Annotated in this window: 12 protein-coding genes and 1 pseudogene; 7 read left to right on the forward strand and 6 right to left on the reverse strand. The window is 59.0% G+C overall.

The features are described from left to right. Nucleotides 1–83: 83 nt before the first annotated feature. Nucleotides 84–1,734, reverse strand: a pseudogene (locus AC2YI2_RS17850) (type IV secretory system conjugative DNA transfer family protein). Then, nucleotides 1,731–2,081 carry a mobilization protein gene (locus AC2YI2_RS17855; RefSeq protein ID WP_487387836.1) on the reverse strand — a complete coding sequence of 117 codons (351 nt, stop codon included), beginning with the start codon at nt 2,079–2,081 and terminating at the stop codon, nt 1,731–1,733. Before AC2YI2_RS17855 ends, AC2YI2_RS17850 begins: the two are co-directional and overlap by 4 nt. Nucleotides 2,082–2,339: 258 nt before the next feature. Here AC2YI2_RS17855 and traA point away from each other — a divergent pair, with 258 nt between their 5' ends. From traA to htpG, 5 genes are all read left to right on the forward strand, one after another. Next, nucleotides 2,340–5,660, forward strand: coding sequence for a Ti-type conjugative transfer relaxase TraA (traA, locus tag AC2YI2_RS17860; protein ID WP_487387837.1), 3,321 nt, complete (start codon nt 2,340–2,342; stop codon nt 5,658–5,660). Nucleotides 5,661–6,037: 377 nt separating this feature from the next. Further along, complete coding sequence (gene repA, locus AC2YI2_RS17865) at nt 6,038–7,234, forward strand: plasmid partitioning protein RepA (protein ID WP_487387838.1); 1,197 nt, start codon at nt 6,038–6,040, stop codon at nt 7,232–7,234. Between the two features lie 123 nt (nt 7,235–7,357). Continuing rightward, nucleotides 7,358–8,320 (forward strand): plasmid partitioning protein RepB, encoded by a 963-nt coding sequence (repB, locus tag AC2YI2_RS17870; RefSeq protein WP_487387839.1) that lies wholly within the window; start codon nt 7,358–7,360, stop codon nt 8,318–8,320. 169 nt (nt 8,321–8,489) lie between these two features. After that, nucleotides 8,490–9,710: a plasmid replication protein RepC gene (repC, locus tag AC2YI2_RS17875; protein WP_487387840.1), complete on the forward strand. Its 1,221-nt coding sequence runs from the start codon at nt 8,490–8,492 to the stop codon at nt 9,708–9,710. Nucleotides 9,711–9,896: 186 nt separating this feature from the next. After that, nucleotides 9,897–11,804: a molecular chaperone HtpG gene (gene htpG, locus AC2YI2_RS17880; protein ID WP_487387841.1), complete on the forward strand. Its 1,908-nt coding sequence runs from the start codon at nt 9,897–9,899 to the stop codon at nt 11,802–11,804. Nucleotides 11,805–11,998: 194 nt separating this feature from the next. Here the strand turns inward: htpG and AC2YI2_RS17885 are convergent, their stop codons facing one another. From AC2YI2_RS17885 to AC2YI2_RS17895, 3 genes are all read right to left on the reverse strand, one after another. Next, the gene (locus AC2YI2_RS17885) at nt 11,999–12,157 is read right to left on the reverse strand and encodes a hypothetical protein (RefSeq protein ID WP_487387842.1); all 159 of its coding nucleotides are present in this window, start codon (nt 12,155–12,157) and stop codon (nt 11,999–12,001) included. Between the two features lie 367 nt (nt 12,158–12,524). Further along, nucleotides 12,525–12,767: a hypothetical protein gene (locus AC2YI2_RS17890; RefSeq protein WP_487387843.1), complete on the reverse strand. Its 243-nt coding sequence runs from the start codon at nt 12,765–12,767 to the stop codon at nt 12,525–12,527. 412 nt (nt 12,768–13,179) lie between these two features. Further along, nucleotides 13,180–13,641 (reverse strand): hypothetical protein, encoded by a 462-nt coding sequence (locus tag AC2YI2_RS17895; protein ID WP_487387844.1) that lies wholly within the window; start codon nt 13,639–13,641, stop codon nt 13,180–13,182. Here AC2YI2_RS17895 and AC2YI2_RS17900 point away from each other — a divergent pair. Continuing rightward, nucleotides 13,640–13,846, forward strand: coding sequence for a cold-shock protein (locus AC2YI2_RS17900; protein WP_068389465.1), 207 nt, complete (start codon nt 13,640–13,642; stop codon nt 13,844–13,846). The genes AC2YI2_RS17895 and AC2YI2_RS17900 overlap by 2 nt on opposite strands. Nucleotides 13,847–14,124: 278 nt before the next feature. Beyond that, nucleotides 14,125–15,048, forward strand: a complete 924-nt coding sequence (locus AC2YI2_RS17905; RefSeq protein ID WP_487387845.1) for a transglutaminase family protein — start codon at nt 14,125–14,127, stop codon at nt 15,046–15,048. Between the two features lie 73 nt (nt 15,049–15,121). Here the strand turns inward: AC2YI2_RS17905 and AC2YI2_RS17910 are convergent. Then, on the reverse strand, nt 15,122–15,325 hold a 204-nt coding region (locus AC2YI2_RS17910; RefSeq protein ID WP_487387846.1), incomplete at its 5' end, for a hypothetical protein.

Here is a 15,325-nt window from a genome sequence, read left to right on the forward strand (position 1 = left end):
CTCCCGACCGATTCCCGGGGATGATGAATCCATCCGGGACGGAGACAGTCAGCGCGCGTTTGCGACATTCCCCGCCCCCTGCCCTATACCTCGTACATCCCCAGGAACTCGTCGTCCTTATAGTAGGCAAGCTTGGCCGCCATGATGGGCCTCTGGCCAGCGAGAAACAGCAGCTGCGCCTGCTTGGGCAAATTGCGAACCTCGTCCGGCGTCAGCAACGGACGGCCCGTGTGATGCTGGCTGTGGGTAATGCCTGACCTGTCGGAATCCCGCCGTCGTCTGGAAAACGACCGTCTCCTGACCCAGAAGATCGGACACCAATCGCGCCGTGTCATGATCATTGACCCCGAATACCTGCAGCACGCCGGCATTGGACAGGAAGGTGCCGGCGCGTTTGCCATAGGTCGCGCGGAGCTGATGGATGTCTTGCAGTATCGGCCAGAGCTGCACGCCATAGCCGGCCATGAGACCCATGGCGCGTTCGACTGGCGCGAGTTGACCCAGCGCTGCAAACTCGTCGAGCAAATAGAGCACCGGCACATCCGGCTTAGTGGGGTCGCGTGCCATGTCGAGCAAGCTTTGTGCGACGATCAGCCGGAGCCATCGCGAATAGCTCGACAGCCGATCGGGCGGCAGGACCAGGAAGATCGAAACGTGGCGATGCTTGAGATCGGCGAACTCAAAATCCGATCGTTCCAGCACTGACGTCATGCGCGGACTGTCGAGGAAATGGGTGTGGCGCTGGGCGGCCGAAAGCACGCCGGCGGCTTCCCGATCCGATTTCGACAGATGGCGATTGGCAGCCCGTGCGATGAGCGCGTTCGCCTTGCTCATCTCCTGCATGCGCGTCATCAGCTGCGCAAAGCGGTCGGGTGCGAGCGTGAGATAGTCACGCAGCGTTCCCAGATGTCTCCGCGTCTTCGGCTCTATCACTGATAGAGCCAGGATGAGACCGCCGATCAGAGCTTTTGCTTCCTCGTTCCAATGCGCATCACCCCCCTGCCCCGGCTCGTCGAAGACCAGCGCATCGGCCAGCGTCGCCGCGTCATCGGCGATATCCAGGCTTTCGACGTCGAGCCGGTCGAGAGGGTTGAATGCGGAGGACAGATGACCCGTGACACCAAAGGGATCGAGGGTGTGAACGGGACCGAACTGCGCCCGGGCACGACCAGCGATCACGGCATTCTCTCCCTTGGGGTCGATGCAGATGATTGAGCGGTCAGCGGTGAGGAGATTGGGAATGATCGTGCCGACACCCTTGCCGGTCCGCGTCGGCGCCATCGTCAGCAGATGGGCAGGACCGTCATAGCGAAGCAGCTTGCCAGTCCTCTGATCCCGGCCGATCAGAAGGCCTGTCTTGCCTTGCGAAAGCGGAGCGATTTCCTTCTTTGTTGCGAAGCGGGCCGAGCCATGCGTGTCGCTGTCGTCATTGCCAAAATGGCGGATCAGCGAACTGGCGACGAGGCGGAACAGCAGGAGTAGGACGACCGCCTCGATGACCAGATTGATGAAGGACCGAACCATCTGTGACCTGCTGCCGGTCAGGTGCAGAAGATATTGGCCGCCGATCCAGAGAAGGCTCCAGACCAACAGGAGAAGCAGCAGTGATCCGAGCGCCCTCTTCCACGCGCGCAGTGGCAGAACGATCAGGGACACCAGTGCCCATAGGGGATCGCGGACGGCGAGGTGCAACATTCGCTTGACGGCCTTCCAGGATTGCGCGACGCGGCTCATACGGCGGTGCTCCCGTCTGCGCGTCCATCCTCAGTGATTGGTGCGCCCTCCCCTACCCTCTCGCTTGGCACATGGTTCAGAAGATCACTGAACAATGCCTGATCACCTTCACGGACGAGAAAACCTGGGAGCTCGCGAACCAGCCATTCCCGGAGCCGCCGCGTGAACTCGGCGTCGCGTGAATGTTCAAGGCGATGCAGCACCAATGCGCCGATCAGGATCTTGCGTCTCGTGTCCTCCCGCCGCTCCTGTTTGCCCAATCGGGCCTTGAGCGCTCTCTTGCGTTCATCGAGTTGGTTGATGCGCTGCTGGATGGATGTACGTGGCAAAGGAAGCGGCCCTTTCATTGGGGGCACGAAGCCCGATATGTTGTTATCCGCTCGCAGGGGCAAGCCGATTGCTCAGGTCGCAAAATTGGCGATTTGGCAGAGCTGCGCCATTGTAGGATTCACCCTATTTGCCGCTACTCATAGAAATGCGAGTGACATCGTCACGAGCAAGTCCCTACGAAGAGAGCGTAGCGAACGAAGTGACCAAGGGCGCACTTACGAGTTGCCGGGCAACTCGACTTGCGTTTCTGCCGGATCGGAAACGGGGATGGCCAGGTGGCGATCTATCATTGCAGCATGAAGGTGATCGCCCGCGGCAGCGGCCGCAGCGCTGTTGCTGCGATCGCTTATCGCAGTGCCACCAGGATGCTCAATGAACGCGATGGGCTGTTGCACGATTTTACCGGCAAGCAGGGTGTGGAGCATGCCGAGATCGTGCTGCCCGAGGGGGTGAAGGCCGATTGGGCGTTGGATCGATCCGCATTGTGGAATGCGGTAGAGCGGGCGGAGAAACGCAAGGATGCACGGGTCGCGCGCGAGTTCGAAATCGCCCTGCCCCATGAGCTCTCAACCGACGAGCGCTATCAGCTGACCAAGACCTTTGCCCAGGATCTGGCCAATCGCTATGGCGCTGCTGTCGACTTCGCCATTCATCGGCCGAGCGAGGATGGCGACATCCGTAATCATCATGCCCATGTGGTGATGACGACGCGCCAGGTGACGCCTGAAGGCCTTGGCGAGAAGACGTTTGTAGAGCGCGAGAACAAGTGGCTGCTCAATGCCGGACAGCCGACCTCGCATATGCAGCTTCGCGATATCAGACAGACCTGGGAGGAGCATGCCAACCGGAGCCTGATGCGGGCCGGCCTCGATATCCGCATCGATCACAGGTCCCATCTCGAACGCGGTCTTGAGATCGAGCCGACCGAGCATATGGGCGTTCATGCCGCGCAGATGGACCGGCGTGGCCTTTCCGTCTCACGCCAGCGGCTCGAGGCCAAATCTGCGAAGCGAAACGCCGATCGCATCCGCAACAATCCCGGCGAGGTGCTCAGCATTCTCACCGACGAGAAGAGCGTCTTCGACCGGCATGATGTGGCGAGAGCACTGCATCGCTATATCGACGACAGCAACGCCTTCCTCAATGCCTTTGCCAGCGTCATGGCCTCCCCAGCACTGGTCGAACTGCAGCCCGAACAGAATGGAGAACTGGCGCGCTATACGACGCGCGAAATGCTCACGCTCGAACATCAGATGGCGGCGCGTGCCGTCCGGCTTGGCGAGGACAGGTCGCATCATGTGAAACCCGCTCATGTCGCAAGCGCGCTCGATAGGCAGGACGAGGCGATCAGGACGGCGGTCGCGTCTTCGCTTGGCAACGCTGTCGATCGTGGCGAGATCAGTCCGTCCGATCACGATCGGAAAGTCGTGCGTGCCGGCTTGAGTGAAGAGCAGCGTCTCGCCGTGACTCACATCACCGGACCGGAGAGGATCGCCGCCGTGATCGGCTTTGCCGGCGCCGGCAAATCGACGATGCTTGCAGCCGCGCGCGAGGCCTGGGCGCAGCAGGGCATCCGTGTCGTCGGTGCGGCACTTGCCGGCAAGGCGGCGGAGGGGCTGGAGGAATCATCAGGCATCGCCTCTCGCACGCTCGCTTCGTGGGAATATGGCTGGCAGTCGGGCAAGGGGCTGTTGGACAAGGGTGATGTCTTCGTCATCGACGAGGCCGGCATGGTGGGCAGTCGCCAACTTGCCCGCTTCGTTACCGAGGTCGAGGCACGCGGCGCCAAGCTTGTTCTCGTCGGCGATCACGAACAGCTCCAGGCGATCGGCGCCGGTTCGCCGTTCCGGGCCATCGTCGAACGAACCGGCGCCGTCGAGCTCTCAGAAATCCGCCGCCAGAAACAGGGCTGGCAGCGAGACGCCTCGATCGCCTTTGCCACCCACCGAACGGCAGACGGACTTCAAGCCTATGCCGATCGTGGCGCGATCGAAATTGCTGCTAATGGCGATGTGGCGCGGGCGGTTTTGGTGCGGGATTATCTTGCCGATCTCGAGACGAATTCTCGCTCGTCCCGCATCGCGCTCGCCCACCGCCGCGTCGATGTCAGGGCGATAAATGCTGACATCCGATCGGCACTGCAGGCATCAGGTCGGCTACCCAGGAAACGAGCGATCGAGCAAATCGGCGAGCACGAGAACCAAAGACATGATGTGCGACACGACGTGCCACTGAGCAAGCAGCCGTATGCCTCCGCCCTCCCCCAGGAAATCGTCTACGACACCAAGGATGGCAAGCGTGCCTTCGCGTCCGGCGACCGGATCGTGCTCTTGGAGAATAACAGGGATCTTGGCGTCAAGAACGGCATGCTGGGGACGGTCGAGGCCGTCAAGCCGGACGCAATACAGGTTCGGCTTGACGGCGCAGGCGAGACGAATGCCCGAACCGTCGTTGTACCCGTCAAAAGTTACCAGGCCTTTGACCATGGCTATGCGACGACGATTCACAAGTCCCAGGGCGCCACCGTCGATCGGGCCTTCGTCATGGCGTCCACGACCATGGACCGGCATCTGACCTATGTGGCGATGACACGGCATCGCGAGGGCGTTCGGCTTTACGTCGACCAGCAAGCGCTCAGGGATGTTGCCACCCTTGGACTGAGCATGGGACGATCGGGTGCGAAGGAGACGACGCTCGACTACACCACGACCTTTGCCGAGCGACGCGGACTGGCAGCGGCGTTCGGGATCAGGAGTAAGATAGACGTCGATCTGAAGCGAGCCGGAGACGTTCGCAGCGAGCAACACGGAGAACGCCCGGAGACCAGCGGCAATCGGGTTGAGAAGATCCTGCCGCTCGTGCCGGCAGTCACCAGGTATGATCGCAGTGTTGACGACATCGCTCGTGAGAAGGCCCGGCCGCAGTTCGAGCAGGCGATGGAAGCGGTGCGATCGACGGCGCGGCTTGTCTATGCTGAACCAGAGGCGGTGGCGAAGCGAATTGCGTCCGAGATCATTGAAGGCAGGATCGACGCGAAGCAGCTTGCCTCAGACATCGCAGATCGCCCGGCGGCCTTCGGGGTGCTGCTCGGCAAGGCGGGAATGCTGGGCGACAACAGGGAGCGCAAGGCGGCACAGAAGTTCGCCAAGGCCCTTGGAAATCATGTGGGCAGTGCCGCGGAGACGTGGCAGCGGCGGCTTAAGGCAGAACGCGAGAGCGAGACCTGGAACAGGGAGAAGCGCGATGTCGTCGAGGTGCCAGGCCTAAGCCCACAGAGCGAGCGCATTCTCGTCCAGCTCGACAGTCTCCCCTACCCTGACAAGCCCGCCTTCATCGCACAGATCGCCCAAACGCCCGAGGGTCGGCAGGCTCTCTCGGAGGCGGCGACCATCGTCTCCGCATTGGAGCGGCGGTTCGGGACCGCCGATCTCCAGCGCAAGGATGCCGCCATCGAGCGGTTAGGCCCCGAGCTCGCTAATCGGATCGACCGGGCGAGAGACGTTGCGAAGATCGTTGAGCGCGCCCACCTGGTCGAACTCACCCACCGTCAGGAATTGAAACGGTCGCTGACAAAAGGATTGGGGCTGAGAATGTGAGGCGGCCCCTTCGCTGAGGTTTCTGCCCTGACGCTAATAGATCACGATGACCACGGGATGAGTCGTAAAATGGTTGCACCTTAGGATGAGTCGCAGCACGCAGCCGCTAAAGCTGATCGGGTATGAAGTTTCGAACAGTTTTGACTTGTAGGATTCACCCTAGAACATAGGTTGAACGCCGGTGTTCAAGCCGCTTGGCTAAGCGTCAGAAACTGCAACAGAAAGCGCGAATTGTGATTGACAATATTAGCCCTCGATGTTGCGGGCGTTAAGGGCTTGTTAACCTTAATCCACTTGCCAACGCGTACGGAATCGGGTGTTCTATGCACGGCTAAACACTGTGTTTACGAAAATTACCGTGTGTACGAGAGGAAGTCGTGGAGAATCCCGCTCAGCTTCAGAAGGCTATCCATAAGCTGATAGCAGCACATGCGCGAGATCTTTCGGGCGCATTGCACGAGCATCGCATCAAACTCTATCCGCCAGAAGCCCGCAAAACTCTTCGGTCCTTCTCCTCAACAGAAGCTGCCAAACTGATCGGAGTGAACGATGGATACCTTCGCCATCTTTCCCTCGAAGGCAAAGGCCCCCAGCCCGAGGTCGGCAACAACAACCGTCGATCCTACTCGGTTGAGACCATCCAGGCACTCCGGGAATATCTGGACGAGAATGGCAAGGGCGATCGACGTTATTCACCACGCCGCACCGGCCGCGAGCATCTTCAGGTCATCACTGCCGTCAACTTCAAAGGTGGGTCGGGGAAAACAACGACGGCTGCACACCTGGCACAGTATCTAGCCCTAAATGGCTATCGTGTGCTTGCGATTGACCTGGATCCACAGGCCAGTATGTCCGCCCTTCATGGCTTCCAGCCAGAGTTTGATGTCAAAGACAATGAGACCCTTTATGGGGCAGTTCGGTATGACAGCGAGCGTCGGGCGTTAAGAGACGTTATCAAGAAGACCTATTTCACGAATTTGGATCTTGTGCCGGGCAACCTTGAGCTCATGGAATTTGAGCATGACACCGCAAAGGTGCTTAGTTCGAACGACCGAAAGAATATCTTCTTCACCCGCATGGACGATGCGATTGCCTCCGTTGCGGACGACTATGATGTGGTCGTCGTCGACTGCCCTCCCCAGCTCGGCTTTCTGACAATCTCAGCCCTATGCGCCGCAACAGCCGTTCTGGTTACGGTTCATCCGCAGATGCTCGATGTCATGTCGATGTGTCAGTTTTTGCTGATGACTTCCGAGCTCTTGAGTGTTGTCGCAGAGGCTGGCGGCAGCATGAACTACGATTGGATGCGCTACCTCGTAACCCGGTATGAACCTGGCGATGGGCCGCAGAACCAGATGGTTTCGTTTATGCGAACCATGTTCGGCGACCACGTTTTGAACCACCCAATGCTCAAGAGCACGGCGATCTCGGATGCCGGGATCACAAAGCAAACACTCTATGAAGTAAGTCGCGACCAATTTACGAGGGCGACCTACGATCGGGCGATGGAGTCGCTCGACAACGTAAATCGTGAAATTGAACATCTCATTCAGTCGTCGTGGGGTCGGAAATAATGACCGCTACGCGAGCGAAAAAGCACATTTCACATAAAAAGTTGTCAGCCGGAAACTTTTATGGGTTCGACCTACACTGCACTCCTGGCTGTGGGATTGCGTCGATCCAAGGAGGAGCGACCCATGGCTAGAAAGCACCTACTCTCAGGCCTTGGTGCACCAAAGTTGTCAGCCGGAAACTCGGACGATACCGCATCGGTTGACAGCGCTACTCCACAGTATGCACCAAGAGGTGCCATTGGAGCTGTATCTCGCTCCATCGAACTGCTGAAGTCGCAATCTCTGACGGACCTCGACCCGGACTTGATCGACACGCCGTCAGTTACAGACAGGCTCGATGAGGACGGAGAGCAATTTGAGGAGTTTGCTCGGAACATTCGGGAGAATGGGCAGCAGGTTCCTATCCTAGTTCGACCTCATCCAACAGTCGAAGGCCGTTATCAGATTGCATACGGTCGCAGGCGTCTCCGCGCCGTCAAACTGGCGGGACTCAAGATCAAAGCCGCCGTGAGGAGCTTGACCGATGACGAACTCGTCCTTGCTCAGGGCCAAGAGAACAGCGCTCGCCAAGACCTATCGTTTATCGAACGAGCACTATACGCGGCCGAACTGGAAACGAGCGGCTATGCGCGGTCGGTCATCATGGCGGCCCTGGCCGTTGACAAAAGCAACCTCTCGCGCCTGATCCAGGCCGCGACGCAGCTGCCCGCAGACGTTATTCGCTCGATCGGCGCAGCACCAAAGACGGGTCGAGACCGCTGGTATGAGTTAGCAGCGCGCCTGCAGAACGAAGGTGCGATCGAAAAAGCGCGAGCGCTCTTGGCAGATAGTTCGGTCAAGTCGTTGCCCTCAGATGAACGCTTCGCACGTGTCTTCGAGTTGGTCGCGCCGAATCGAGTAAAGAAGGACAAGGAACTTGCCGAAGTTTGGCAGGCAGACGATGGGGTTAAGGCCGCTCGGGTCCGGCAGGACAAACGGTCACTGACCTTGATCATCGACAAGAAGGCGGCGCCGGAGTTTGGCGACTATCTGATGTCGATGCTTCCTGAAATCTACGCGTCGTTCAAAAGAGCGAAGCAGAGATGAATCGCAACCGAGGAAGGGAACAATAGCGCAAAGAAAAAGCCCTCCGAAACAGTGTTCCAGAAGGCCTCTCTCAGTTTGGTCGCTTAGAGAATCGCACTTCCCGGAATCACAGTCAAGAGTCAACGCCGCTTTGGCGTAGCCTTTTCTTTGCCTTGTGAAAGGTGAAGACATGGAAACGGGATATGTGACGACGCCCTTCGGGCGGCGGCCGATGACGCTTGCCTTGGTGAAACGCCAGGTGGCGACATCAGAGGCAGACAAGGATCGCTCGGTCGACAAATGGAAAGTGTTTCGCGATGTCTGCGAGGCGCGGTCGCTTCTTGGCGTCCAGGATCGGGCCCTCGCCGTGCTCGATGCGCTGTTGAGCTTTCATCCCGTTGCCGAGTTGAGCGCCGAGCGGGCCATGGTGGTGTTCCCCTCCAATGCGCAGCTCTCGGTCCGGGCCCATGGCATTGCCGGGACGACGCTGCGGCGTCATCTGGCAGCGCTTGTCGATGCCGGCCTGATCATCCGCCGCGACAGTCCCAACGGTAAACGCTATGCGCGGAAGGATCGGGGAGGCGAGATCGAGACGGCCTTCGGGTTCGACCTCTCGCCGCTTCATGCCCGCGCGGCAGAACTCGCCATGCTGGCCCAGCAGGTGGCGGACGAGCGGGCGCGGTTCCGGCGCGTCAAGGAAGAGCTCTCGATCTGCCGGCGCGATGTCCGCAAGCTGATCTCGGCGGCGATGGAAGAAGGTGCCGACGGCGACTGGATGGCGATCGAGGACATCTATATCGGCCTCTGCGCGCGGGTTCCACGCAGCCCGACGGTCGACCAGGCCCTCGAAATCCTCGACGAAATGGAGCTGTTGCGCGGAGAAATCCTCAACCTCCTGGAAGCGCAGGAAAATCTCAAAAAAACAGACACCAATGCCGACCAAATCGGACGTCACATACAGAATTCAAAATCCGACTCTATCAGTGAATCTGAACCTCGCTCTGAAAAAGAGCAGGGCGCAAAGTCGGTGGACAATGATCAATCGAAGCGGGAGCCGATCCCGATCAAGAATTTCCCGCTTGGCATGGTGCTGAGGGCCTGCCCAGAAATCGGGATGTACGGACCCGGCGGGACGATCGGCAGCTGGCGCGACATGATGGCGGCGGCGGTGACCGTCCGGTCGATGCTCGGGGTCAGTCCATCGGCCTACCAGGAGGCCTGCGAGGCGATGGGGCCAGAAAATGCCGCAACAGCGATCGCCTGCATCCTCGAGCGGGGAGGGCACATCAATTCGCCGGGCGGCTATCTCAGGGACCTGACGCGCAAGGCGGCGAAGGGCGAGTTCTCTCTCGGGCCGATGCTGATGGCGCTGCTCAGGGCGAATGGGGCGAATGTCAGCCTTGTGGGGTAGGGCCGGCGTGACGCATTGTTGAGCGGTCTATTCTTCGAAGCACTGCAGGCCATGGTTCGATCGTCTCGCTTGTGGGGGAGTGGCACGACCATCACCCTTCCCCCGGTTCTGGTCTGGCAGAGCGCCGGATAGCGCTTGTAATTTCGTCGGACGTCGACCATCTCTGCGGCAAAATTTTGAACCAGCATGGAGGCAAGTGTGACTGAGATAATTACCGACAATACCACCGAAGAGCATAGATTCGAGGCTGATGTCAGCCGACTTCTCTACATGATGGTCCATTCGGTCTATTCGGATAAGGATGTGTTTCTCCGCGAGCTGATCTCGAATGCCGCGGATGCTTGCGAAAAGCTGCGCTATGAGTCAATTGCCGCTCCAGACTTGGCCACCGATGGCGCAGCGGGGCGGATCCATGTGTCGCTCGATGAAGAAAGCAATCGGATCGCGATCGAGGACAACGGCATTGGCATGAGCCGCGACGAGATGATCGAGGCGCTCGGTACAATCGCCCGTTCGGGGACCCGCGCATTCATGGAGCGACTGGAGGCGAACAAGGCGGGTGAGGGGGCAGAGCTGATCGGCCAGTTCGGCGTCGGTTTCTATTCTGCTTTCATGGTCGCCGAAAAGGTCGACGTTATCTCCCGCCGTGCAGGTTCATCTGAGGCTTGGCTTTGGTCGTCGGACGGCAAGGGAAGCTATTCGGTCCAACAGGTCGATCCAGACGAGGCCCCTGCCCGTGGCACACGAGTCCTTCTTCATCTTATGGATGATGCCAAGACCTATGCGAGCAAATGGACTATTGAACGGATCATCCGCGAGCAGTCTGGCCATGTGCCGGTGCCAATCGAGGTATCGACGAAAGCGGGCGCGGCGCCAGCGCAGGTATCTGATGGTACCGCGCTCTGGACCAGGTCGAAGAGCGAGGTAAACGAGACCGAATATGCCGATTTCTATCGCGGCATCTCGGGCCAGTATGATGAGCCGGCGCTGACCGTGCATTTTCGCGCCGAGGGCCGGCATGAATATTCCGTGCTCGCCTTCGTACCCGGCTCGCAGCCATTTGATTTGCACGACGCCGAACGCAAGGGCCGGATGAAGCTCTATGTTCGACGGGTATTTATCACCGGATCGGCAGAGCTTCTGCCGCACTACCTTCGTTTCGTCCGCGGCGTCGTTGATACCACGGATCTGCCGCTTAACATTTCGCGGGAGATGATACAGGAAAGCCCTGTTCTCGCCGCGATCCGCAAGGGTCTGACCAGTCGAATACTGTCGGCGATCGAAAAGCTTGCCGAGAATGACGCCGAGGCGTTCGCCAAGCTTTGGGAGCACTTCGGGGCTGTCATCAAGGAGGGTCTTTACGACGATTTCGAACGTCGCGAACAGATTCTGGCACTTGCGCGGTTCCGCTCGACGGCATCGGGCGATGGGTTCCGTTCACTCGCCGATTATTTGAAGGACATGAAAGAAGGTCAGGAAGCGATCTACTTCCTCGCCGGCGGCAATATCGACCAGATGAAGGCCTCACCGCAGCTCGAAGGTTTTCGGGCACGCGGCGTCGAGGTCCTGCTGTTGAGTGATGCGGTTGACAGCTTTTGGGCTCCACAGGCGCCAGCCTTTGAGGGCAGGGCGCTCAAATCGATTACCCAGGGCATCGCAGATCTCGACAGGGTTGCTTTGGCTGACGGCGGCTCAGTGGCGAGCGGTGAGGCGTCGGCCGAAGTCGAGGCCTTCATTGGATTTGCCAAGAATACGCTGAGCACTGAGGTGTCCGACGTGCGCGTCTCGGCCCGGCTCACCGAGAGTGCCGCCTGCCTCGTCGCCTCGGATCGGGCGCTCGACAGGCAGATGGAACGGCTGTTGCAAAGTGCCGGGCGGCTGCAGACGGCGGAGAAGCCAATCCTCGAACTCAATCCAGAACATGCGCTGATCAGATCGGTGTCCTCTGTCGCTGACGAGACATTCAGGTCTGACGCCGCCTGGCTCCTGCTCGACGAGGCGAGGATTCTGGATGGCGACAAGCCGGCCAATCCGCGTCAATTCGCCGAGCGGCTGTCGCGGCTCTTCGAAAGGGCGCTCGGGGCCAAGGGCTAAGTCTAATACTAACATCGTACAGTTGACATTTGTGCAGCGCAGCATTATTGGTGTACAAATGAATGCGGTCATCCTCCTCCCGACCGTTTTCATGGGACCGATGGCACTCCTCCTCCCAGCCATAGGTCATTTATCGAGAGCCCGACGCACCTCCTCCCGCGTCGGGCTCTTTTTATTGGATCTCGCGGAGCTTGTCAGGCATCAGCCACCAGGCCATCAAACACTTCCAACAACGCATCCACGATTGCCTGCCCCAAGGCATTGGCTGTCTCGGCAATCTTGTCGTCGGACATGTCGCGAGCGTCAAGCGCCAGGTTGCCGCCCTCAACCTGGCGGATTTGAGCCTGGTCCATCCCGGTATCGAGACAGCGAAACAACACTAGTAGGGCTTGGTATTCAGCTTGAGGCTCAGCGCCCGCGCAGCTGTGTTCTATCCAGAGGTCGCCGGCGGCACAGTATTCGATGGAGAGACCGCCGTTTCAGGCAACGGGAACCACGTCTCGACCGCAAGGGGCACAATCCGCACCCGGAACGATGGCGGTCGCGGCTCACGTCGTTTCTTGCGAGATTCTCATCAAGCAAAGGCGGAAGGGTGAAATCGACGGAACGGAGGGACCCTTGAAGGACGACGGTTGCCGTTCCGGGGTCGTGCGTTGCATTGGCAGGCATACGGCATGGCACAAAAAAGCCCGGCATCACCGGGCTTTTCGTTGAAATTGATCAGCACCAGCGCTTGCGAACAACCTGGCCCCAGCGATTGATCTTCTTCTTGACAACGCAACCCGAGCCTATGACGACGCGGGGCGCAACCCAGACGCGGGCGCGCGGACGAATGACCACGGCAGCATGGCTGCGGTGATGCCAGCCGCTGCGGTACTTCAGGACAACGCCCGCATTCGCTGTGCTTGCGAATGACGTCGCAGCTATGATGGCGGCAACCGCGCCGATGGCAATTTTCTTCATTTTTGTTGAGTCCTCGTTAGTTGATACGTTTGTATAGATGCGGCCCGATGAACCCTCCATGAACGATTGCTAAAGTCAGATCCTACGCTATAGGGATTTGGGATGCGGCCGTGTTGTCGATCTGGCCGTCTGCAGGCCTGAGCGCACAAGCGCTCGCACCGCAGCCAACGGGAACTACAGCCGTTGACAGAAGAGCCGACCGGGCGCGCGATGTGCCCGGTCGGCTCCTGTGATTGTCGGCGGTACGCAAAACATGCCGACGATTTTCGGCGAGCGACTAACAGCCATGCCCGCGACGACAATATACAACGCCGGCCGTTTCCAAATTGCTAATTGTCAATTATCGGCGCGGTTTTTAGGCTTTTGACATATCCTCAGCGGCTATCCTCGGAGTTGCCGTCGCGCAGGCGCGCTATTGCCCTGCAGTGTTCAGCCAGCGCGGCTGGGTGATCGTAGCCTTGCCGATTCGCATCAATGACGACGATGGCAAATTGCTCGCGTCGTTCGTCCGAAGGGGTAACCAGTTCTCTGACGCGATCTTGGAGAACACGGCGTGGACGATCTGGAAATCAGCGGGAGGTAGAACTCCGGAACTGGTGGGAAGGGACATGTTTCGCCTCGAAAGATTGGGGCCGCGTCGCCCGACTTCGGCATCATCACGCTTCTGCGATGCGCCGATGAAGGCAAGATGTGCCTGCAAACCGGCATGCACAGGGTTTGGTACGATACCGAACTCCGAACGATCGCGGCGCTGTTCAAGGCATGGCAACTTGGGAACACCATCCGTAACTCCTTCATGACTTGCAATAAGTTCCAAAGCCCTCCATGGTGCCGACCGTTCAAACTGCTGCAGTTCAGGATTGGGGTAACGCATGGCTACCGGCACCGTAAAATGGTTCAACGCAACGAAAGGCTTTGGATTCATCCAGCCGGACGACGGCAGCACGGACGTGTTCGTGCATATTTCTGCCGTCGAGCGCGCCGGGATGCGTGGGCTCAATGACGGCCAGAAAATTAGCTATGAACTCGTCAAGGACCGCAAGTCCGGCAAGATGTCGGCCGATAACCTTCAGGCCTAGCTGTCTTCTTTGAGTTCGTCGGAAACGGTTCAGCGGATTTGCTATGCAAGTTCACTGAGAGACCCGGTGGCGGCTTTCTTTGCTAGGGCGATCGATCAAACCGTGAGCGGCGAGAACGGCCATCAGCGCCGGCGTGCGTCAGTTCGGCCTTTTTTCAGGCGGCAATCGCTCATGCGCGCCTCGGCGTGGAATGAACGTGAGAAGCCTCCGATCGGCGAGGCTTCAATTCCGGAATTATCCGACCTCAAATCGCAACGACAATGGACAGGCTCGCCGTCATGACGATATTCGGCGTCCGGCACATCACCACTTATAGCTATCGCCGAAAGGTTCGTTTTGGCGATCACCGCCTGATGTTCAGGCCACGCGACAGCTATGACCAGCGTCTGCTGACGGAAAGCTTGGTCGTTACCCCAAAGCCAGAGGCAGTCCGCTGGATTCACGACGTCTTCGGCAACTGTGTCGCTTTGGTGAGTTTCAATGAACCGGCGAACAACCTGCGCTTTGAAACCAATATCACACTCGAACACACCCCTGATGTGCCGCTCGATCTCATCATTGACGACGATGCGCAACATTACCCCTTCAGCTTTGATACTTTGGAATTGCCCGACATACATCCGTTGATGGAGCGGCATTATCCAGACCCGGCTGGCCTATTGGACCATTGGGCGCGTCAATTCGTGAAGGTGGGGCACCCCACCGACACCGGCCATTTGCTGATGACCATGTGCTATGCGATCCGCGAAAGCTTCGTGTATCAACGACGTTCCAGCCGCGGCGTCCAGTTGCCAATCGAAACACTCGAGCTGAGAAGCGGCACATGTCGAGATTTCGCACTTCTGATGATGGAGGCGGCGCGCACGCTCGGGCTGCCGGCGCGCTTTGTATCGGGCTACATCTATGTGCGGGATCGGGATGGATCACAGACGCTCGGCGGAGGATCAACACATGCCTGGTGCCAAATCTACCTGCCGGGTGCGGGCTGGGTCGAGTTCGATCCGACCAATGGGATCGTCGGCAGCCGCGACTTGATCCGCGTGGCCGTGGCCCGAGATCCCCGTCAGGCAATCCCACTCTCGGGCAGCTATGATGGCGACGCAGACGACTATCTCGATATGTCCGTTCAGGTGAATGTCACGACGCTAGGAGATGGTGCATCATCATCATTTGGGGCCGGTCGGCCCGGCATGGGGATTTGAAGGCAGGTATCCCAATGACAGCGACGAGGGGCGGGCAAGGAACCGCCGCGTCGAACTCGTCGCGAAGTGACGATCAGTTCGCATTGCCATCGTCGTTGGCCACCAACTTCTTCCAGGAGTTTTCCTGCGCCAGTATGGCCTTGCGATTTTGAATAGGCGGGGGTGGCTTGGACAAGTTGTCCAAGCCACCCCCAAATTTGCTACGGGTGGGGTGGGTATAGGGCGACGCAGTAAGCTTGCACAGTTTTCTCACAGGATTTGATGTCGGGTTTCCGGT

It is taken from the genome of Rhizobium sp. SRI_017, from assembly GCF_057586295.1.

Bases quoted from the DNA above. Each gene is read 5' to 3' on its own strand.
- AC2YI2_RS17900 (WP_068389465.1), top strand. From the start codon at position 13,640: ATGGCTACCGGCACCGTAAAATGGTTCAACGCAACGAAAGGCTTTGGA.
- AC2YI2_RS17885 (WP_487387842.1), bottom strand. From the start codon at position 12,157: ATGGACCAGGCTCAAATCCGCCAGGTTGAGGGCGGCAACCTGGCGCTT.
- AC2YI2_RS17890 (WP_487387843.1), bottom strand. From the start codon at position 12,767: ATGAAGAAAATTGCCATCGGCGCGGTTGCCGCCATCATAGCTGCGACG.
- repC (WP_487387840.1), top strand. From the start codon at position 8,490: ATGGAAACGGGATATGTGACGACGCCCTTCGGGCGGCGGCCGATGACG.
- htpG (WP_487387841.1), top strand. From the start codon at position 9,897: ATGGAGGCAAGTGTGACTGAGATAATTACCGACAATACCACCGAAGAG.
- AC2YI2_RS17905 (WP_487387845.1), top strand. From the start codon at position 14,125: ATGACGATATTCGGCGTCCGGCACATCACCACTTATAGCTATCGCCGA.
- AC2YI2_RS17895 (WP_487387844.1), bottom strand. From the start codon at position 13,641: ATGCGTTACCCCAATCCTGAACTGCAGCAGTTTGAACGGTCGGCACCA.
- repB (WP_487387839.1), top strand. From the start codon at position 7,358: ATGGCTAGAAAGCACCTACTCTCAGGCCTTGGTGCACCAAAGTTGTCA.
- AC2YI2_RS17855 (WP_487387836.1), bottom strand. From the start codon at position 2,081: ATGAAAGGGCCGCTTCCTTTGCCACGTACATCCATCCAGCAGCGCATC.